Origin of the sequence: Nonlabens sp. SY33080 (assembly GCF_011784885.1) — a bacterium.
GTDB lineage: Bacteria > Bacteroidota > Bacteroidia > Flavobacteriales > Flavobacteriaceae > Nonlabens > Nonlabens tegetincola.
In genome coordinates, this window is record NZ_CP050461.1 from 2,046,181 (window position 1) to 2,067,107 (window position 20,927).

The following is a 20,927-nucleotide window of genomic DNA, read 5'->3' on the forward strand; positions in this document are numbered from 1 at the left end:
TCACTAACAAACCATGCAAGAACAAGAATTACTAGCCTTACTAGCCCTTAAAAAAGCTCCACTTGTAGGAGATATAATGGCTAAAAAACTGTTGAGGGAATTTGGTAGTGCTCAGGATGTATTTGCACAAAACGTTAAGGATATTGCTGCCATTGATGGTCTAGGAGATAAAAAGGCCAGTTTTATAAAACACAAAGAGACTTTATTTGATAAAGCAAAAAAGGAATTAGAATTTATCCATGCCAATCAAATCAAATGCAAGGTTTATAATCAGGATGATTATCCAGAACGTTTGAAATACTGTATTGATAGCCCGATTGTTTTTTTTGAAAAAGGTGCTATTGATTATTCAAATCCCTATTTTCTAAGCATTGTAGGTACTAGACAAATTACTTCAACAGGTGCTGCTTTTTTGGAAAAATTCATGAATGAAATTGCGCCACTCGATCCTGTAATAGTAAGTGGTTATGCCTATGGAGTTGACATTCTAGCACATAAAATGGCTATAGAATTAGGTTTACAAACCATCGCAGTTATGGCTCATGGTCTCAATCAAACCTACCCTAGAAATCACAGTGCGCACAATGAGGACCTCATGAAAAATGGCGGATTTATTACCGATTTTTGGCATACTGATACTTTTGATCGTAAAAACTTTTTAGGACGTAATAGAATTATCGCCGGTATGAGCGAGGCCACAGTTGTTATTGAAAGTGCCTCAAAAGGTGGTTCCCTAGTAACAGCAGATCTTGCAAATGGTTACAACCGCGAGGTTTTTGCAGTACCTGGTAGAGTCAACGACAAATACAGTATAGGTTGTAATGAACTTATCAAACAAGCTAAAGCACACATGCTTACTAAAACTGCCGACATTCCTTACATTTTAGGATGGAAGGAACGTGACATAGCGGTACAAAAGCAATTGTTTGTAGAGCTTAACGAGCTTGAAAAAAGAGTCTTTCAATTTCTTAAAAAACGAGATAAGGAATTACTAGATATTATTGCCCTAGAAATGGAACTACCCGTTCACCAATTAGCCTCAGTTCTTATGTCTATGGAACTTAAAGGTGTGGTGCAACCATTACCTGGTAAACTGTTTACCCTAGCCTAAGGAAAAATATACCTATCTAGGTGATAAAAGTCACATAGTTCAAGGTGCGTACTAGATTACTTTTGTAATATGAATTTAGCAGAATTTATTAAGCAAGCCGCGTCAAACGCCATTTCCTACTTAGAGTATCGCAAACTGGTCGAAGACCACGTAATTAATCAAACTAATACAGGAGATCAAATAACTGAAGCTCTTGCTGAGTATACCAAATTGAATCATCAAAGAATGCGACGACTGGATAAAACTTTGAAACTGTTACCAGAAAGTCAAGAATTTCTTGAAAATTTTGATAAAGACGTGTACTTCCTTGTTATTACAGAAAGCTGGTGTGGTGATGCTGCTCATGCCATGCCCATGATAAATAAAGTTGCAGTAGCTGCACAAATCAATTACAAGGTTGTTTTAAGAGATAAAAATCCAAAATTGATGGATGAGTTCCTTACTAATGGGAATCGAGCAATTGCCAAGCTTATTTTAATTGATGCCAAAACAAATTTGCCAGTAGCAACTTGGGGTCCACGACCTACAAAAGCCACAGCACTGGTTGCTGCAGAAAAAGCTGCAAAAGGTTCATTATCACCAGAATTTAAGCAAGAACTACAAACCTGGTACAACAAAGACAAAGGAAAAGATATCGAGAATGATCTCGTAAAGATGTTGCAAAGGTTTTGAATTACTTATTCAAACCATTCCTCAGCACCTCTTTAATCCCTTCTAAATTATCGGTGAATTCCATCATTTGAAATAGGATTTGAGCCATGGATTGGTCATTCCCTAGTCCCTTAAGTTTATTGTTCTTTAAAAAGGTTTCCTTAATGCTATTCCATCGATCCTGCTCTTCACTAGAAAGAGTACTTGTAAGTTCTTTATACTTCAACAAATTGGCCTCGGCGGCAGTAGTGAGTGTTTGGGATTCACTTTCATAATGTGACAGCAACAATGTGGTAAGTTCTTTATCATCCATGATAGGAACAATTTTGGCCACTAGTTTATTCATGTCTCTATAAGAACCTTGTAGTTTAAAACTAGGTTCTGTGCGGTAAGCATCGTCCATAGCAGCACTAGAAATGTAGGTTTCATTTACTTTGAGAACCGTATCTCTTATACGAACCACCTTTTCCAAAACAGCTTCATAATCGGCTAATTCTTGACTGCTGTGATTGCCTTTAAGTTCATTATCTGCCGCACCATTCTCTACTCTATCTAATAAAGCATAAACATCATCAAAATGTTTGTTGCTTAATTGTTGTAGTACTGGATTACTAGTAAGCGCATTCTCAATCAATGATAATTCAAACAAATGAGCCGTATCTCCTATGATATCACCTAGGTTATAGATATCTGCACGGTTTGCGAGCATGTCTGGTATTTGGAATTTGTCACCACTCTCCGTATATGGGTTACCAGCCATAATCACACAAAACTTTTTACTACTTAAGTCATAGGTTTTGGGTTTGCCGTTAAACACACCTTCTATTTTTCTTGTACCATCAGCCAGGCTTATGAATTTTTGCAGGAATTCTGGATTACAATGCTGGATATCGTCTAGGTACAACATCACATTATCACCCATTTCAAAAGCTAGGTTAAGCTTTTTAAGTTCTTCTCTGGTTGCCGCATTGGTTGCCGCTTCTGGATCCACATTTGTTACTTCATGACCTATGGCTGGTCCATTAATTTTCATGAAAATTAATCCCAATCGGTTTGCCACATATTCCATAAGTGTAGTTTTACCGTATCCTGGCGGCGATATAAGTAGCAGCATTCCCATGCGATCAGTACGTTTTGAATCACCTACTGTCCCTAATTGTTTGGATAAATTGTCTCCTATTAATGGAAAATAAACCTGATTGATCAATTTATTACGCACAAAACTGCTAAGTACTCTTGGTTTAAATTCTTCTAGTCTTAGTTGGCTTTTTAGGTCCTCGGTTACTTGATGCTTTGTTTTTTTAAACATCTCATAAGCTGGTACTTTATACTTTACATAATCATCTAATAACGCTACAAATCTGTGGTAATTAAACTCAAAATCTCCATCGGTAATAGTACTATGCGTGCCTTTGAGATCAGTTATGATTTGGGTAGCATTTATGCTGTTTACCACCTCAGCGCTTGACCCAAAGAGCATGTGTGCCACACATTCTTCAATGTGGTATTGTAAGGATTGTGGTTGTTCCGCTTTCGCGAAAGCGGAAACCCAATGACGCACCGTGTCAACTTTATCCTTTTGAGTATCACACTCATCTAGCGCTCTATTGAATTGCGTGTAGGCATTTTGAGATTGCAGTGCTTTTTCAAATGAATTTTGTAGATCTATAGCATTTTGACTCACCACAAAATGATCATTGTCCTTGAGTTCATAAAATAAATAGGTAGCCATTTGCTTTATGTGCTCGTTAAAATCACTTTGCTTCTCGATAATTTTTATAGCCGTTTGATTGCTATTTGTAATTTCAATTATGAGTTGATCTATAACAAAAATGTGGTTGTCACTATTAGGAAATACTTGCAATACGTGACCAGCACGTTTAATAATCTGGTTGTATTTATTTTTAATTTCCTGATCTAGCTGCTGCCAGAAAAGTTGAGCATGAGCTCTTACATTGGGCGTAAATCTTAACAACTCAAGATCATGATGCTTTTGAACCAAGACATTTAAAATGGCTGCGGCATCATGGTCGTGTACTCCTTTTACATAACCACCTGCATAATTTTGACTCGCAATTTGTTGAACTTGTTGTAACAAATCGGCTTCACTAGACTGCGCAAGTTGCTCTGTATCTTGTGATTGAAATATGGTATAAGCTAGGTAGCTGGATCTATAAACATCGTGGTTTTCTGAAACTAGTTCTTGATCCCATAGTGAACGAGATTGCTCTAGAATTTCGTTATTTAATTTTTGGTAAAAATCTGTTCCTGTAAGGTGGTAATACAGTGAATCATTTTTATAAACTATGGTAAGGTCTAACTGTTGTTTGTTTACACCAAATTTATGTTGACCTAGTTTAATGATGTTCTCACCATCTTCATAAAGCTCCTGCTTGTCCTTGAGTTTTCTCAAGGCATCTTCTCTTGACGATTTTAATGCAGTTTCTAGTGATTCTGCTTTACCAGCATCATCTAGTTCTTGTAACTGTTTAATGATGTCACGAACTTTATTGATCATTAAATCACTAGCAAAGTATCCATTAATTTCAACCGTACTGGCTAGTGATTGTGCTCGTTTTTGAGCTCCTTTAATGATTCGATTTGCGGCATTTTGTAATGAAATTGCCTTTTTATTACGAGCTTCAACCAGACTGTTTTTACGTGAGTCAAAAGCCGCATAAACTTCTTCACGTTTTTCAATGATAGTGGTGATGTACTCATCAAAGTCGGCAAATTTCCCTTCTAATTCCTCAAGAGTGATTGAAATTTTCGTTAGGAAATCATCACATTTCTCTGGAGTATCGGCAATATCAAGGTAGTTGATAATACTTTGATCTACTAACTTAAGTTGAGCAGCAAAGTCTGCCTGAGCTTCCTTCTTACCTACTGCTTTTATTTTGTTTTTAAGAGCAGCCTTAAGTTGGTTTATAGTAGCGAATATCAATGAAATATTTTCAATGATTTTAGTAGAATGTGAAGTGTCTTCTATTTTTAAATTAGAAACAATGTCAATGAGCAGTTCTAGATCTTCGGCAATTTGATTTACCTCTTTTTCCAGCTGTTTAATATCAATAACCTTGTCTACTTTTACTAGCTGCTCCTGTTTTTCTTCAACCGCTTGGTGGTAGGGTGACAATGCTGTATCCTGCAGTAAAAAAGTAACCGCTCTACGTGAGATTAGTTCATTTTGTTCTACAATTTGCTGTTCCTTTTCTTCTATAAAAGCATCGTCGGTATACCTTATTTCATTGAGGCTTATGACTTCACCTCTTAAGGTTCTAAGTTGTGTAAGCAGGTGTACAAAGTCCTGAATACTTTTAAAAGAAGTACTTTTAATTTTATTAAAAAGCTCTTCAGATTTTTTACTGATTGACTGGGTTTCCTTGGCAGCTTGCTTGCGCAATTGTTTAACCTTTTCAAATTCGTCAACAGCAGCATTGGCTGCTTTGTTAATTTCTTTAAGCGGTATGGAAAGCTGCTGGGTTTCCTTCTCATTTAACCAATAATAGGCGTCAATAACATCTTTTGATGCCCGTGCGATATCGTCATAAAGACCTTCATAGCTATCCTCTTTATTGAGAAGAGTGATGAGCTCATTCGACTCGGCCATTGCCTTTACAATGTCTTTGTTGCCTATTTTAAAGAGTAAGGTGTCTTGATGTTCAGATGGTAGCACGTCGCCTTTTAAAAAGGGAGTTTGCCATATTTGCATCATATGATGTTTTGTTTGCTCATCCTCGGTTCTAAAATAAGCAAGCTCACCACCTTCTAACAATGTAAACCCATTACAAATAATAGGAGTTTGTACTTGTTGCTCTATGACATTATAGGCCATTAAAACATAAATACCTTTCTCCTGATTATAGAAAATATATAAGTGGTCTTCACCATTAGGTGACGCCACTCGTTGCTGAAATTTAAGGCTTCCTACATCGCCTGGGAATACATTATACTCACCTGTTTGTAAGTAATAACCACTAGGGAAAATAATCCCTTGATCATCGGGTAGTAACACCGCAGCTTGTGAAATACTATCAATTTTCTCTACTGATTGTATTTTATGATTGTAAACAAAATATCTAGGTTGTTCTTGAAAGGGTTTTATTTCAAGAATAATGAGGTTTCCTAGGTCGGCAAATCTGTATTGTCCATCATCTAGTGTTTGATCACGATGTTCTACTGGCTCGTTATAAATCCCTAAACCATCGCTAGTGTTATCTTCTACTTTAATGGTTAAATCACCGCCTATAGTTTCAACAAAAACCTTGTCTTTTATAGATACATGAGCATGCTCGCCATAACGTTGATCATCGCGACCTGCTTGTACCCATTGAAAACCGTATTGTGATGGAAATTTGTATTCATGCTCGCTACGGTTATCCACATATTCTAAATGTTCACCATTAATGAGCCATTTAAAGGTTTTAATATCTGTTACCGAATCACTGAGCTGAAAAACCATGTGCAGGTAGTTACCCATGATGGCAAACTTTGTAAACACGGTATTTCTATAATACTTGTATAGATTTTCAAAATCAGTCTTAAAAACAGCATCATCTAAAAGCTGCAGACCTTTCTCGCTTGCGCGAAAACTCACCTCTCCATCTACCTTTTCAAAAGTGTAAATACTAAATACATCACTCAACTGAATTTGAGTACGCAACCCAAAATGGACATTATATCCAAAAATACAAGTGTTACCTAATGCAATGATGTCCTGCGCAATACAGTTATTTTCTGTATTAATGCGGTCGTTTGCTATAAGTCTGGTTTCTAGTGATCCAAAAACTTTTTTACGAGCTTCATTAAGTCGAGACAAACGTTGCTGCAAATCGGATTTTTGTTTTTGCAGCCTACTTTGAATAATCTCGTAGGTTCCTGAGTCTAGTTGTGTGGTATTTTTTGGTGTAGTCGCCATGAATGTTAAGTCTGTAGAATGGTAAAAATGAATAGAGAGTGAAAAACTGCGCTAAGGATAGTAACGACATCCTTTTGAGAAACTCATAGGTATTATAACCTATGAGTTTCTCAAAAGATATAGTGGATAGCCTGCCGCTGCTCTTGCGAGCAGCGGAGCGCCCTATCACAACTTTTAAATATTCCCTAACTTCTTATTAGACAATCCCATCCCTTTTGCTAGGTTCATAAGGTTACCTAGCATGGTTTTTTCGTCGCCATCGTTTGACTTGCCTTGTAAGTTGCTCAACAAGTTTGCGATGGTGAGGTTCTTAATATCCTCTGAACTGATGTTGTATTTATCTGTAAACTCTTTAACCTTATCTAGTAGATTTCCTTTTACATCATCACTACCTAGAATTGCATCCTTAACTTCAGTTACTGTTTCGGAATGACTTACTAAACGGTCGTAACCTTTAGCCTTTGTAATCTGTCCAATGATTTGGTCAAAGAACATGGTTTCACCACCTACTATATCAATGTTTGCAGCCTTAAGGGCATCACCTATTACTTTAGCTTGAGCATCGGCAATATCTTTTTGAATATTGATTTGAGCTAGGTCTACTTGAAGTTCTTTATCTAGTCGTAGTTTGAACTCTTCGTGTTCTTTACCTACACCATCTAGTTTCTTCATAGCTTCTGCTTTTTCTTCTATTCCAGCAGCATCAGCAAGGGCTTTTTCTTTAATCACTTCAGCTTCGGCAAGACCGTCTTTACGTTTTGCTTCAGCCTTGGCCTGGATTCCAGCTGCTTCGGCAAGAGCTTTTTTCTCAATTACTACTGCGTCAACAATACCTTGTCGCTCACTCGCATCAGCTTTGGCATGCATTACTTGTGCTTCAGAAAGACCTACTGTTGCTTCTTCTTTAGCTTGAGCTTCGGCAAGTATTTTACGTGCTTGTGCTTCTTTCTCACTAGCTTCTTTATGAGCTTGTGCCTCGATATTGATTTCTTCGGCTTTTTGTTTTGCGGCTTCTTTTTGAGCTTCGGCAGCTTTTATGGTTTTAATGAGATCTTCTTGAGCGGCAGCCTCGGCATTAGTGATGGTTACCTGCTTGATACGATCTGCAGTTTTGAAAGCTTCAATGTCTTTCATGTTTTCCTGCTCTTCTACCACTCCTTTTTCAAGCATAACGCGGTCGCGTATTACATCCTGAATGTTCTTTTTCTCTACCTCAACTACTTTTTCTTTTTCGATTTGGGCTAGCGTCACAACTCTTTCACGCTCTGTAGCCTCAAGTAAGCGATCTTTTTCTACACGTTCTGCCTCTACAGCATCGGTACGTTGCTTGTTCTTCTCTGCAACGATGATCTGGCGTTGCATGTTTTCTTCGGCAACTTTTACTTTCTCTTCCGTAGCAATGCGAGCTGTTTCTGATTTCAGACGTTCTTCTTCTGCTACTTTTAATGTTTCTGCTTCTTCACGAGATTTGATATTTGCTATCTCACGCTTTTGTTGCTCTTCTTTTTCAGCTAATTGCTTATCCAACTCAAGAATTGCTTCACGAGCTTCTACATCTTGCTTACGGATGGTTTTTTCTTCATCACGTTTGATGAGGTTAGCCTTGATGTTTTGCACAGCCGTTAAGTCGGTAATTTTCTTAATCCCTTCTGCGTCTAAAATATTGTCTGGCTTTAAATGGCTGACAGCGGTTTGTTCTAGATAATCAATAGCACAATCTTCTAGTGTATACCCATTTAAATCTGTACCGATAATGTCTACAATCTCATCGCGAAATTCTCTACGAGCTTCATATAGCTGGATAAAATCAAACTTTTTACCGACTGTTTTAAGGGCTTCAGAAAATTTTGCTTCAAAAAGATCTTCTAAGGTTTCAATGCGCGATGCACGTTGAACACCTATGGTTTGAGCTACTTTTTTAATGTAGTCCACTTCATTGTTTACACGTACAAAGAATGCTACCTTAATATCGGCACGTAGGTTGTCTTTACAAATAAGTCCTTCTACATTCATACGCTCGATCTGGATTTTCTTTACCGAAATGTCCATGACCTCTACACGGTGAAATACTGGGACAACAAAAAGACCTTTGTCTGTTGCTACTTTGGTACCACCGAAACCGGTGCGCACTAGCGCCTCACCTTGATGTACCTTTTTGTAAAAAAGGGCTATGATTAAAAAATAAATTACAATAATGGCTACTATGCCTACCACTACTGCAATTGCTATGGCTCCTGTATTCATGCGTTTTTAAATTTTTAGTTAGTTAAATTAATTGTTATTGAAGGTTTATTAAAGAGTACCTAAGTGTAACTATCACTTTTGATACGTTTGTTATTCTTTACTCACGTAATAGTAATTTTTATCCTGGGATTGCTTGATTATGAGTACGCTTTCGCGAAAGCTTAATAGCGAACCATCTAAAGATTTCACATAGATACTCATTGGGTTTCCATCTACGACCACCTCAGCATTACCTAATTTTTCACCTGAAATACTACTAAGTAAAGTTGCAGTACGTCCCAAAAAATCTACTGGTACGTCACCATTTTTATTAAGTTTTGCAAAGAAGCTTTTAAATGGTGTAGTAAATAATTTATTAAGGAATAAGCTAGGAATAAGTAAGGCTAGCATAAATAAGAAACCAATCGTATTATTTTCAGTACCTGTAAAATCTGTTGCTAGTAGGGTACATATCCACCATACAAATATCCATGAGGTGAAAGTGAACATAAATGGCAATCCTACAAAATTGAAATAAATCAAAACAATTTGCCACCATTTAAGACGTCTGGTTCCTTTGTTAACGACGTGTTCCTTTTGCACCTCGGAACTTGCAACATCACCAAACTCGATATTTCCTGGATCTACAGTATCAATATCTAGATCCATATCAGCATCCACATCTATGTCAATATCTACATCTAAATCAAAGTCGACACCGCTTATTGCAGTAAGAATCCAATAGATAGCTAGTAGTATAATTAAAACCGTAAGGATGCTGTTTACATCGGAAAATATGAGATCTAGGAAATTATTCAAGTTATTGGTTTTTGTTGGTTACAATTTTTAATTAGTTAGAAAATCAAAGATGTTACTTAATGCTCCTGTACTGACTTTATAAAACTCGGTATACTTGCAGCGTTTACACGCTACATAACTGAATTTTTTATTTTGAACGTCAAAGATTTTGGACAAGGTACCACCTGTAGCGCGCATTTCACCTGTTTCATATTGATGATGACCGCACTTTACACAGCTATAATTCAAATTTTTCATAATGGAATTCTGATTGAAGTGACTAAGGATATAGCCACTCATTCATTTTAAGAATTAAGCTGCTTTTTAAGACGCTCTAATTCATCATCGATTTGCGCATCGGTAGAGCTAGCTACCTCATCAAGTTCTTGATCGATACTTTTACCTTGATCTGCCATTTCACCATAAGCTTCAGCTAGTGCCTCTTCTTGAGCGACTTTTTCTTTCATGCGTTCTAGCATACTTACTGTACCAGCACTATCAAGCTCGGCCATTTGCTTGTTCACATTTTTTGTGGCGTCACTTACTTTTACTCTTGCTTTAAGAGTTTTGAGTTCATTTTCCCATTTTGTGATGTTACCCTTAATCGTGTCGATAGAAGATTTAAGCTTTTCAACATTTTTCTCATACTTTTCAGTTTCCTCCTGAGTTTGATTGATTTTTGCTTGAGTCTCTTCCTTTTTAAGTAGGGCTTCTTTGGCCAATCGATCTGCTTCATCTGTAGAGATGTCTCCTTTTTGAGCTTTTTTAAGGATTAAAACCGCTTTTTGCTCATAGTCTTTAGCCTTTTCTTGATAGGCATTTAAATCATTTTTTGATCTTATTGCCAATGCCTTAACTTGTGCCATAGCTTCGACACTTTTATTAAGATCTTCTTTCATATCCCTGATCCCTTGTTCGGTCATGGTAATAGGATTCTCTAAATTATCAACGGCTTTATTTGCGTGTGCTTCACCTATTTTAAATAGTCTTCTAAAAATATTCATAACAATGTTTTTTAATACTTTGAAAAAGTAATTATCTGGTCGCTGTATTCACTTAACAGTAAGCTGAGTGAGTTAAGCGATCCTTCTAACTCATTCAGGTCTAAATTTTCAATTTGCAAGGTGTCTCTAAAAATCACCTTGGTACCAGTCTCGTCTAGCACAAAAGCACCATGAATAATATCGCGATTTTTTTGTAGTAAACTTTTAAAAACCTCATCTCTATGGTTATTTATTTTAAAAATGTATTGCTCCATTATAAGAATAGGTGGAGCAATACCCATGATAAGATTTTTGATACCTATATCTTCTTTTTCAATTACAAGAATTCCAGAAGATGGATTCTCTCGAGTAATATCAAAATCTAGTTGTTGAAGGTATTCTTTGATTTTTTGGTAATGGTCGTTCATTTTTCTCTTGGTCTATTTTAATTTAAAGTAATTCTTCTTTTAATTACCGCATAAAAAAACACTGTTTTGAATTACGATAATATTACAAAAAAAGACCTTGTCATGCTAGAAAAATTCTAGCGGCCAGTTCGATTACAAATACTACTAGGTTAATCATGGTTATAGTTTTTGGTTAAACAATTTTTTAAAGAAAGGAACTGGGCTGGTTAGACCCTTAATAATTCCTTTCATAGCAATTTTTACTCAAAATATTAGCTTAATTGATTGGTAATTGCTAATTTTGATAGCGTAAAGATACAATAAAAATTTAATCTTGCAATTAAAATTAGCAATTTATGTCATTTTTCGGTAAAAACATCAAAAAAATTAGAGGTGTCAAGAGCTTAAGTCAACAGGCATTTGCAGACCTATTTGACTTAAAAAGAGGCACTTTAGGTGCCTATGAAGAAGGTAGAAGCGAACCGAAAATTGAAACAATAATTAAGGTTGCTAATTATTTTAGCATTTCTATTGATGATTTACTTACCGCAGAATTAACAGTGAATCAATTATTAAGATTCAATGACAATATTACTCTAGATCCAGAAGATCTAGAAAAGGAACACTTTGCCACTGTACCTTGTATTACCGCAAAAAACTATCAGGATTACATAGCTCATTTTGATAATGAGTTTTTTGTAAAAGACATGCCTAGTTTATCTCTTCCTATAAATACTGAAAAAACATTTAGAGGCTTTACTGTAAACAATCTAGAAATGACCAGTCATGATAAGGGATTTTATCCAAAGGATATTGTAATTGGTGAATTAGTGCCCAACAAGGTGATCCAGAAACTAAATAACGGCACTGTTGTTTTTGCCTTGATCAATGATCACATTATCTTACGTAGACTATACACAACTGAAAACGGAATAGTTTTAAGAGCAGATCATAAAAATATTGATGATATTAAAGTCACTTTGAAAGAAATTAAACAATTGTGGCGAGTGCGTTATGTATTTTTTAGACGTGTGCCTGAATTAACCGATAGTTTTGAGGATAAACTTGCCTTAATTGAAGCTCAATTAAAAGCCATTAAAAATCATGATTCTCTTTAAATGAGAAGGGTTTAACACTTAATCTTTAAACTATAACAGTATAAAAGTGTCTATAACCACGTAGAATTGTATCTTTGTATTTTAAAATTAAAAGCAATGTTAGCTAGTATTTTCTTAGGAATGTTTGGACCATGGCAGTTCGTTTTAATTGCGCTGGTTGTTTTATTAATTTTTGGTGGTAAAAAAATACCTGAATTAATGAGAGGTCTAGGTGGTGGAATTAAGGAGTTTAAAGACGCTACAAAAGATGATGAAAAAAAAGAAGATAACAATAACAGCCTTAACAGCTAGTTCTATCCTTCTTATAAAATAAAAAAACCGCTTAGAAAGTTTCTAAGCGGTTTTTTTAATCTTTACCATTAGTGCCTATTCGCTAGGAGCGGCTACAAAACTAGCACTCCTTAAAATAGCTTCTATCTCAAAAAGGTAATTGCGCTTATCTGCATTTGGTGCGCTCACATAACCTTCTAAAATAAGCCAGTTGTCACGTTCTTTATTATACACTGCGTAGTTTATGAACGGTCCTGCCATAAACATATTTTTCACTTCCCAAGTACCTCTAGTTTCAAAGGCAAAAGCACCAGCCACCTCGCTTTCAAATAACGACGGAGTGAATATAGGTTCCGTTTGAAAAACACCACCTTCATCCACTGGAATTTTTAAACCGCCTATACTGTCACGAACCTTTATAATTTGTGATACAGTATTTGAATCACGAGTGATTAATGATCGGTCTACCTCGTAAATCATAAGGTCCATCGTGCCTTCTGGAATATTACGACGCAACCATACAAAATCAGGGTCATTTACCGCTGCATATCTATAAGCTCTAGGCACAGTAAGATCAATACCAAAACGCTTTTTAATTCGGTCTACATTAAGCGCTACCTTATCCATTAAACCTTTTTTGTAGCTAACCTCACTTTTAGTAAATAGTTTAATGATATCATTTTGATTATCGTAAACAGTTTGTGCCACAGCATCAGGATTTGGACCACTTACAATAATTCCCAATTGAGGATTTGCATACGGGTTTTCCTTAACACTTACTTTTACACTATCGGATTTCTTGATCTGTAAAAAATTACGTGATTTTTGAATAGCGCCTTTAAAACTCCTAGGTTTTACGTGATTCAAAGTAAATAGAGGTTCATCTCTTACAATACCTACGACAGATTGTGCCAGCACATTGCGTATTGTATCACCTACTTGTCCATCCCAATCTTCATTTTCAATAACAACCATTATTTTATTGAGTTGGCCCATACTATCTTGAACAGTAACAGGTTGATCGTCACAAGACAGTAGTAATAATGCGGTACATATAGTGAATATAAATTTTTTCATCGGGAGTAGGTTTTTGATTATTTCAACTTAAGGACCATACCTGGTTTTAAGTTCTCGGTTTTATCTGGATTAAGCTTCTTCAAATTGCGTACCGAAGTACCATATTTTCTAGCAATTGTCCAGAAACTATCTCCACTTTTCACTTTATGAGTAGTCGAGGTATTGTTCTGAGAGACCGGTATAGTAGCAACTGGTCGTCTAGGATGGATATATAATTTTTGTCCTATTCGTAATTTAGAAGATCTTAAATTATTCCATCTTTTCAATTTACTCACGCTCACACCATACTTATTGGCAATTTTACCTAGATAATCACCACTTTTGACTCGATAAACCACACGACTTTCTGCCTTTAGTAATTCAGGTAATGGTTTTTCTCTTTTATCAAATTCCGCTTTCGCGAAAGCGTAAACACTATCCTCATTACTCACAAATTTAGACATCGCTTTAAGGGGTAATCTTAAATAATACTTACGTCCTTCAACCACGGGAATGAGATCCAATTTATAGCTAGGATTGTGAAATTGAACTACTTCAATATCTTGATCTGTGAACTGTGCCACGTGTTCTAGAGCAATCATCTTTTTAACCTGAACAGAATCTGTAACTATAGATCTGTGTTCATTTTGTAATGGTTTAAAACCATGCTCGCTGGCATAGGTAAATAGATATAACATCGCTTGAAATGCTGGAACATATCCAGCTGTTTCACGTGGAAGATAGGGACGTAAATTCCAGTAATTTCTATATCCGCCGCTACGTCTTATTGCCTTGTTAACATTACCTGGTCCAGAATTATAGGCAGCCAAAGCTAAGTCCCAGTCACCATAGATATTATACAAGCTACGTAAAAATTTACAAGCTGCAACGGTAGCTTTTTCTGGATCCATGCGCTCATCAACGTAACTATTTACCTCGAGTCCATAATTGCGCCCTGTAGCAAACATAAATTGCCACATTCCAGTAGCTCCTACTCTACTTTTTGCCTTGGCATCTAGTGCACTTTCTACCACTGCAAGGTACTTCATCTCCAATGGTATGTCATATTGATCCAGCTGCTCCTCAAACATAGGAAAGTAATAGTCGCTTAAAGTCATTAATCGCTCCAGATAAACTCGTCTATAACTAAGCTTTTTATTGATAAGCTTTTCCAGTATAGGATTATATTCTATGTTAAAAGGTGTTGTAGCATTAATGCGTTTTAATCTTGCTTTTAGAGTGTCGGTAGGTACTACTTGTTCAACGATAGCTGCATCATCCAGATTTACAAAATCATCATACATATAATCGTACAAATCATTGTTGTACAATTCTTCTAATAAATTCTCATCAAACTCATCTACCTCAGGATATTCCTTTAATCCAGATCCATCTTCTATTTCAAGAATAGGGATAACAGTATTGGTTACTGTGGTTGATTCTACTTTAAGAGAGTCTGTTTTAAGGGAATCTTTTACGCTTTGTTTTTGCTTATATTCTTCATAGGTAAACACCTTTCTTTTCACAGCAACCGAATCTGGTTGCTGTGCATGTAAAATAACCATCCCTATGATGGATAAACAAATTCCTAATATTCTAGATCGCATATAGATTTTAATTCAAGATTCTTGCCACAGTCACTAGTCTACTATAGCAGCGATACCAGGTAATGTTTTACCTTCTAGTAATTCTAACATAGCGCCACCACCTGTTGATACATAACTCACCTTATCGGCATAGCCAAATTGTTTAACTGCAGCAACAGAATCACCACCACCAACAAGAGAAAATGCACCGTTTTTAGTAGCTACTGCAATAGCATCACCTAGTGCTTTGGTCCCTTGAGCAAAGGCTTGCATTTCAAATACTCCAGCAGGACCGTTCCACAATATAGTTTGTGCTTGCTGTATTAAATCATGGAATTGCTGTTGTGTTTTTTCGCCTATGTCTAATCCCATCCAACCATCAGGTATTTGATCAATGGCAGCCTCTTTTCTATTAGCTGTTTCACTAAAATCGTCAGCCATTAAAACATCTACTGGTAAATGAATTTGTGTATTGTGTTCTTGTGCTTTTTTAAGAATTTCAAGAGCTAGTTCTTGCTTATCGTCCTCAACCAATGAATTTCCAATTTTTCCTCCTTGAGCTTTTATAAAGGTATAAGCCATTCCACCAGCGATTATCAAATGATCTACTTTTTGTAAAATATTTTCTATCACTGTAATTTTTGAAGACACCTTGGCACCGCCTAATATTGCTAGCAATGGTCTTTCTGGGGTTTCTAATACTTTATTGAGGTTTTCAATTTCACGATTCATTAAAAAACCAAAGCATTTCTCCTCAAAAAACTGTGCAATTATAGCTGTACTGGCATGTGCTCTATGTGCTGTTCCAAATGCATCGTTAATGTACACATCGCCTAATTGAGATAGCGCTTTCGCGAAAGCGGAATCACCAGCTTTCTCCTCGTCATGATATCTCAAATTTTCTAATAAAAGAACCTCGCCGCTTTGAAGGTCTTGAGCAGCTTGGATAGCACTTTGTCCTACACAATCCGCGGCAAATTTGACCTGGACTCCCAAAATGTCGCTAGCCTTTTCCACAACATGTTTTAAAGAAAATTCATTCTCTTTATTTTTAGGACGTCCTAGGTGTGACATTAAAATCACAGCACCATCATTTTCTAGCACATGAATAATAGTGTCTTTTGCTGCCTCAATACGAGTGGTATCGGTTACATTAAGATTGTCGTCTAACGGAACATTGAAATCTACTCTAACTAGAGCCTTTTTGTCTTTGAAATTGATATCGTTAATTGTCATATTCGATGGAAAGTATGTTGTAAAAAAACAAATATAAAGGGATAATCTGAGAGATAAATTTATAGATGCCGTTAAACTTTATATTTGCATTATGAGGAAGGAATCTATCCTAGGACTAGAGCACATTAAAAAGCATTTATTAAGTACGGTTGAAAACGGGCGTATTGCTCATGCACAGTTACTTGTAGGGCCATCAGGAAGTGGTACCCTACCACTAGCTATCTTTTATGCTAGAGCCATATTATGTCAAAAAAATCCTGATAGTTGCCATATTCAAATGGATCAACTAGCTCATCCAGATTTACATTTTTCATTTCCTAGCGCAAGTACCAAAGAAACTGGTAGTAAGGCAACTAGTGATGATTATTTAAAATCATTTAGATCATTTGTAAAAGAACATCCTTATGGCAATATAAGTGCATGGGCAAAATACGTTGATCTTGAGAAGAAAAATGTTGAGATTAAGGTAGGTGAAGGCGAACTTATAATGAAAAAGTTAAGTCTTAAATCCTATGAAGGTGGTTATAAGGTGTTAATCATGTGGCAAGCAGATAGAATGAATTCTGAAGCTGCAAATAAATTATTGAAGCTAATAGAGGAACCTCCTAAAAATACAGTAATCCTGCTGGTTGCAGAAAATACTGATCGCATGCTTAATACTATTATAAGCAGGTGTCAGGTAATTGAAGTTCCAAAATTGCCAGTATCTGTAATCACTGCTGGCTTACAACTACAGAATTCATTAAACGAAAATGAATCTACAGCTATTGCTAGACAAGCAAATGGTGATTTCTTTAAAGCACTTGAATTAGCATCTAATATTTCAGAGGACAATGAATTTGAAGAGCTTTTGATTAAATGGGTAAGAACCGCTTACCAAGCAAAGACCAAACCTAGCGCTATCACAGAACTGATAAATTGGGCTACTGCAATTTCCTCCTTAAATAGAGAAAAGCAACAACGCTTTTTAAATTATGCTGTTGAATTTTTTAGACAAGCAATGCTTTTAAATTACAAGGCAGATCGTATCGTGTATTTGAATCCAAAAACTGGATTTGACCTTAAGAAATTTGCTCCTTTTATTACTGGAAACAGAATGATTGCGGTCCAAGAACAAATTGAAACTTCACTTTATCATATTCAAAGAAATGGAAATGGAAAGGTTATTCTTACGGATCTTGCTATAGGTATGACGCGTATTTTACACGGCCCTTCTTAATATTTTGTTAAGGATATAGTTTAAGTCTTTTGTTTTCAAAAGATTAAAATTACTTATACTTGCAAATAGAATATTATTTGATTGGACAACACAGGAATAGTTTTACTACTGATCTTTATACTCGTGACTTTTTGTATTTCTGCATATGAAAAAGTCTACAGATGGGAAGAAACTTTGCTTGACTTTCTCAATATGTACTCTAAATATTTTGGAGAACTATTAGTTAAGGTAATTACTATCTTTATATTATTGGCAGAGGTCTTAATTGCTACTTTAGCCCTATTTGCTCTTTATAAAATTTACTCTTCTGGTACTCTAGATTTCGCAAAATATACTTTCATAGGATCTTCATTAGTATTTATTATCCTACTGATAGGATTAAGAATCATTAGAGATTACGAAGGTGCATCTAGGATAGCCATTTACTTTGGAGTAACTAGTTTAGGCCTATTATGGGTTTCATTAGCATAAACTATGCTAAAATTAAAAATCATAACTAGGATTTATTAAAAGTGGCTTTAAATTAAGCGGTTTAAGAAACTTTATTTCTTCTGCACACATTAGTGTTAGGTAAATTAAAAAAGACTCTGTAAAATGTGCTTATTTAATTTTTTAAGTATGAATTGATGTGAAGAGGCTTGCTTTGTAATTAAACAGGACAAATTTGAGATAAATCCTACCAGTGTACCTGAAATAAAAGGTATAGGCCATTTTTTATATCTAGCAGATAATATTGAAACGTAAAAACTATCCCACCACATAGGAATTGTTTTTACTAAACGGAATTTGCTTTTAAATAATATTTCTACAGAATGTTTTGAAAAATGGAAAGTGTGACGAGGAACATCGTAAGCTGCCCAATGTTCCTTAAAAACCCTAGCATCTAAACATTGATAATTAGGTAAAGCCAAAATTAAAATTCCATCCGGTTTTAATAATCTTACTAATTCTAATATCTGTTGTGACAAATTGGGAACATGTTCTAGAACATGATACATGGTAATTACATCAAAATAATTTTCTTCATAAATTGAAGTGTCAGGTTGTAATTCTAAACTTAAATTTTGTTTCGCAAAATCTCTAGCCTTTTTAGAAGGTTCAACTCCACAAGCATAGATGTTATTATCGATTAATGATTGAACCAATTCACCAGAACCTGCACCTACATCACAAACTTTAATGTTTGTAGAAGAGCCAAAATGCTCATTAATAACGTTGGTTATTAATCGAGTTTTTGTTTGAATATTTCTTCTCTTAACGATATTATAAATCTTGGAAAAAAAGGATGCTTTATTATTACCATGAGAATAATAATCTTCAGATTCATAATATTTCGACAACTCTTTAGGTTGAGGTACCGTTTTTAAAATACCAGTGGTATCATCTTTAAAAAGTTCAAATTTTTCTTTAGAAAAGAAATAATCCTTAGTTCTTAAAACTGATTTATTGAAGTTAAAATCTATCATGTTTCACGTGAAACTATCTTCCCATATGTACTAACAGCACAGAAATATCACTAGGTGATACACCCGAAATACGAGAAGCCTGGGATACAGTAACAGGTTTAATTTTAGTCAATTTCTCTTTAGCCTCGTAACTCAAAGATTTAATTTGAGAGTAATCATAGTTTTCAGGAATTCTAATATTTTCCAATCTATGAAGCTTGTCTGCATTGTTTTTTTCTTTCTCTATGTAACCAGCATATTTAACGTGAACTTCCACTTGTTCAAGAACATCCTTATCAATATCGTTTTTTTCAATAAAGCTGGCAACCTCATTAACACGCAACATATCACTCAAATCAATTTGAGGTCTAGAAAAAACTTTATACAACTTTCCATTTTGTTTCAATGGCGCAGAACCTTTCTCCACCAGAATTTCGTTCATTTCTTGAAAATTATAACTAGTGTTTTCAAGAAAATCAATCATCTGTTTAGACTTCTCTTGCTTCTCTTCTACCCTACGCATTGCATCGTCCTTAACTATTCCAAGTTTATAAGCACGAGGAGTTAAACGTAAATCTGCATTATCCTGGCGTAATAGTGTTCTATATTCAGCTCTTGAAGTAAACATCCTATAAGGTTCTTCAGTTCCTTTTGTGATCAGATCATCTACTAAAACACCTATATACGCCTCGTCACGATTAAGCACAAACGCCTCTTCCTCACGAATCTTTAAAACCGCATTAATACCAGCCATTAATCCTTGGCTTGCAGCTTCTTCATAACCGGTGGTTCCATTAATTTGACCAGCAAAGTATAGATTATTTACGATTTTGGTTTCCAAGGTATGTTTTAATTGAGTAGGTGGAAAGTAATCATACTCGATTGCATATCCTGGTCTAAAGAACTTAACATTTTCAAAACCTGCAACCGAACGCAGCGCTCTAAACTGAACATCTTCAGGTAAACTGGTACTGAAACCATTTACATAGACCTCAACCGTATCCCAACCTTCCGGCTCAACAAAAATTTGATGTCTGTCCTTATCGGCAAAACGATCAATTTTATCTTCAATAGATGGACAATAACGAGGACCTATACTTTGAATTCTACCATTGAACATAGGACTACGATCAAAACCTTCACGTAACAAATTATGAACCTCTGGACTTGTATAAGTCATATAACAATCCCTTTGTTTAGTCAAAGGTGTAGTCTTATCAGAGTAACTAAAAGTACCTGTAATGTCATCACCTGGATGAACTATCATTTTTGAGTAATCCAAACTACGCCCATCAACACGAGGTGGAGTTCCAGTTTTCATCCTACCTGCTTCAAAACCTAGATCAACCAAATCCTGTGTTATTCCAGTAGCAGCTCGTTCACCTGCACGACCACCTCCAAATTGTTTTTCACCTATATGAATTAAACCATTTAAAAAGGTTCCATTAGTTAATACCACACTTTTTGATCGCAACTCGAGACCTAAAGAGGTTCTAACACCGACCACTTTATCTCCTTCTATAATAAGACCCGATACCATTTCTTGGTAAAAGTCTAGATTAGGAATAGCTTCCAATTGTAATCTCCATTCTTCTGCAAAACGCATTCTATCGTTCTGAGTTCTCGGCGACCACATTGCAGGTCCTTTAGATTGATTAAGCATTTTAAACTGTATAGCACTTTTATCGCTAACGATACCACTTAAACCACCTAAAGCATCAATTTCTCTAACAATTTGACCTTTTGCAATACCACCCATAGCAGGGTTACAAGACATCTGCCCGATTGTTTGAAGATTCATAGTTACAAGTAAAGTACTTGCTCCCATATTTGCGGCGGCAGCTGCGGCCTCGCTTCCAGCGTGTCCAGCACCTACAACTATTACATCATATTCTTGTCCTAACAT

The 20,927-nt window shown here is 35.7% G+C and carries 17 protein-coding genes; 6 read left to right on the plus strand and 11 right to left on the minus strand.

Annotated elements, in window-relative coordinates:
- Nucleotides 1-13 precede the first annotated feature (13 nt).
- Together dprA and HCN53_RS09185 are read left to right on the plus strand one after the other, a co-directional pair.
- Nucleotides 14-1,111: a DNA-processing protein DprA gene (gene dprA / locus HCN53_RS09180; RefSeq protein WP_167342760.1), complete on the plus strand. Its 1,098-nt coding sequence runs from the start codon at nt 14-16 to the stop codon at nt 1,109-1,111.
- A 69-nt stretch (nt 1,112-1,180) separates the two neighbouring features.
- On the plus strand, nt 1,181-1,783 hold the full coding sequence (locus tag HCN53_RS09185; protein ID WP_167342761.1) for a thioredoxin family protein: 603 nt from the start codon (nt 1,181-1,183) through the stop codon (nt 1,781-1,783).
- A 1-nt stretch (nt 1,784) separates the two neighbouring features.
- Here HCN53_RS09185 and HCN53_RS09190 read toward each other — a convergent pair whose 3' ends face one another.
- The 6 genes from HCN53_RS09190 to HCN53_RS09215 all read right to left on the minus strand — a co-directional run bounded on the left by HCN53_RS09190 (nt 1,785) and on the right by HCN53_RS09215 (nt 11,112).
- Nucleotides 1,785-6,680: a DNA repair ATPase gene (locus HCN53_RS09190; protein WP_167342762.1), complete on the minus strand. Its 4,896-nt coding sequence runs from the start codon at nt 6,678-6,680 to the stop codon at nt 1,785-1,787.
- A gap of 174 nt (nt 6,681-6,854) precedes the next feature.
- Complete coding sequence (locus HCN53_RS09195; RefSeq protein ID WP_167342763.1) at nt 6,855-8,924, minus strand: flotillin family protein; 2,070 nt, start codon at nt 8,922-8,924, stop codon at nt 6,855-6,857.
- A gap of 90 nt (nt 8,925-9,014) precedes the next feature.
- A complete protein-coding gene (locus tag HCN53_RS09200) occupies nt 9,015-9,722 on the minus strand; it encodes a hypothetical protein (RefSeq protein WP_167342764.1) in 708 nt (235 codons plus the stop codon).
- A gap of 27 nt (nt 9,723-9,749) precedes the next feature.
- The gene (locus HCN53_RS09205) at nt 9,750-9,959 is read right to left on the minus strand and encodes a zinc ribbon domain-containing protein (RefSeq protein WP_167342765.1); all 210 of its coding nucleotides are present in this window, start codon (nt 9,957-9,959) and stop codon (nt 9,750-9,752) included.
- Between the two features lie 47 nt (nt 9,960-10,006).
- Complete coding sequence (locus HCN53_RS09210; RefSeq protein ID WP_167342766.1) at nt 10,007-10,705, minus strand: PspA/IM30 family protein; 699 nt, start codon at nt 10,703-10,705, stop codon at nt 10,007-10,009.
- An 11-nt stretch (nt 10,706-10,716) separates the two neighbouring features.
- A complete protein-coding gene (locus tag HCN53_RS09215) occupies nt 10,717-11,112 on the minus strand; it encodes a YbjN domain-containing protein (RefSeq protein WP_167342767.1) in 396 nt (131 codons plus the stop codon).
- 335 nt (nt 11,113-11,447) lie between these two features.
- Here HCN53_RS09215 and HCN53_RS09220 point away from each other — a divergent pair, with 335 nt between their 5' ends.
- A complete protein-coding gene (locus HCN53_RS09220; RefSeq protein WP_167342768.1) occupies nt 11,448-12,209 on the plus strand; it encodes an XRE family transcriptional regulator in 762 nt (253 codons plus the stop codon).
- Nucleotides 12,210-12,305: 96 nt separating this feature from the next.
- A complete protein-coding gene (locus HCN53_RS09225; protein ID WP_042276756.1) occupies nt 12,306-12,500 on the plus strand; it encodes a twin-arginine translocase TatA/TatE family subunit in 195 nt (64 codons plus the stop codon).
- Nucleotides 12,501-12,575: 75 nt separating this feature from the next.
- Here HCN53_RS09225 and HCN53_RS09230 read toward each other — a convergent pair whose 3' ends face one another.
- The 3 genes from HCN53_RS09230 to HCN53_RS09240 are packed head-to-tail and all read right to left on the minus strand — an operon-like array spanning nt 12,576 to nt 16,357.
- A complete protein-coding gene (locus tag HCN53_RS09230; protein WP_167342769.1) occupies nt 12,576-13,556 on the minus strand; it encodes a DUF4837 family protein in 981 nt (326 codons plus the stop codon).
- Nucleotides 13,557-13,573: 17 nt separating this feature from the next.
- Nucleotides 13,574-15,142, minus strand: coding sequence for a LysM peptidoglycan-binding domain-containing protein (locus HCN53_RS09235; protein WP_240919343.1), 1,569 nt, complete (start codon nt 15,140-15,142; stop codon nt 13,574-13,576).
- 33 nt (nt 15,143-15,175) lie between these two features.
- Nucleotides 15,176-16,357: a phosphoglycerate kinase gene (locus tag HCN53_RS09240; RefSeq protein ID WP_167342770.1), complete on the minus strand. Its 1,182-nt coding sequence runs from the start codon at nt 16,355-16,357 to the stop codon at nt 15,176-15,178.
- 91 nt (nt 16,358-16,448) lie between these two features.
- Between HCN53_RS09240 and HCN53_RS09245 the strand changes: the two genes are divergently transcribed.
- Complete coding sequence (locus HCN53_RS09245) at nt 16,449-17,576, plus strand: ATP-binding protein (protein WP_167342771.1); 1,128 nt, start codon at nt 16,449-16,451, stop codon at nt 17,574-17,576.
- Between the two features lie 249 nt (nt 17,577-17,825).
- A complete protein-coding gene (locus HCN53_RS09250) occupies nt 17,826-18,047 on the plus strand; it encodes a hypothetical protein (protein ID WP_167342772.1) in 222 nt (73 codons plus the stop codon).
- Between the two features lie 104 nt (nt 18,048-18,151).
- Here the strand turns inward: HCN53_RS09250 and HCN53_RS09255 are convergent, their stop codons facing one another.
- Together HCN53_RS09255 and mnmG are read right to left on the minus strand one after the other, a co-directional pair.
- Entirely contained in the window at nt 18,152-19,042 is an 891-nt protein-coding gene (locus HCN53_RS09255) for a class I SAM-dependent methyltransferase (RefSeq protein WP_167342773.1), read from the minus strand.
- A 13-nt stretch (nt 19,043-19,055) separates the two neighbouring features.
- Nucleotides 19,056-20,927: a tRNA uridine-5-carboxymethylaminomethyl(34) synthesis enzyme MnmG gene (gene mnmG / locus HCN53_RS09260; RefSeq protein WP_167342774.1), complete on the minus strand. Its 1,872-nt coding sequence runs from the start codon at nt 20,925-20,927 to the stop codon at nt 19,056-19,058.

Coding starts and splice junctions, on each gene's coding strand:
- dprA (WP_167342760.1), top strand. CDS start 14: ATGCAAGAACAAGAATTACTAGCCTTACTAGCCCTTAAAAAAGCTCCA.
- HCN53_RS09185 (WP_167342761.1), top strand. CDS start 1,181: ATGAATTTAGCAGAATTTATTAAGCAAGCCGCGTCAAACGCCATTTCC.
- HCN53_RS09190 (WP_167342762.1), bottom strand. CDS start 6,680: ATGGCGACTACACCAAAAAATACCACACAACTAGACTCAGGAACCTAC.
- HCN53_RS09195 (WP_167342763.1), bottom strand. CDS start 8,924: ATGAATACAGGAGCCATAGCAATTGCAGTAGTGGTAGGCATAGTAGCC.
- HCN53_RS09205 (WP_167342765.1), bottom strand. CDS start 9,959: ATGAAAAATTTGAATTATAGCTGTGTAAAGTGCGGTCATCATCAATAT.
- HCN53_RS09210 (WP_167342766.1), bottom strand. CDS start 10,705: ATGAATATTTTTAGAAGACTATTTAAAATAGGTGAAGCACACGCAAAT.
- HCN53_RS09215 (WP_167342767.1), bottom strand. CDS start 11,112: ATGAACGACCATTACCAAAAAATCAAAGAATACCTTCAACAACTAGAT.
- HCN53_RS09220 (WP_167342768.1), top strand. CDS start 11,448: ATGTCATTTTTCGGTAAAAACATCAAAAAAATTAGAGGTGTCAAGAGC.
- HCN53_RS09225 (WP_042276756.1), top strand. CDS start 12,306: ATGTTAGCTAGTATTTTCTTAGGAATGTTTGGACCATGGCAGTTCGTT.
- HCN53_RS09230 (WP_167342769.1), bottom strand. CDS start 13,556: ATGAAAAAATTTATATTCACTATATGTACCGCATTATTACTACTGTCT.
- HCN53_RS09235 (WP_240919343.1), bottom strand. CDS start 15,142: ATGCGATCTAGAATATTAGGAATTTGTTTATCCATCATAGGGATGGTT.
- HCN53_RS09240 (WP_167342770.1), bottom strand. CDS start 16,357: ATGACAATTAACGATATCAATTTCAAAGACAAAAAGGCTCTAGTTAGA.
- HCN53_RS09245 (WP_167342771.1), top strand. CDS start 16,449: ATGAGGAAGGAATCTATCCTAGGACTAGAGCACATTAAAAAGCATTTA.
- HCN53_RS09255 (WP_167342773.1), bottom strand. CDS start 19,042: ATGATAGATTTTAACTTCAATAAATCAGTTTTAAGAACTAAGGATTAT.
- mnmG (WP_167342774.1), bottom strand. CDS start 20,927: ATGTTAGGACAAGAATATGATGTAATAGTTGTAGGTGCTGGACACGCT.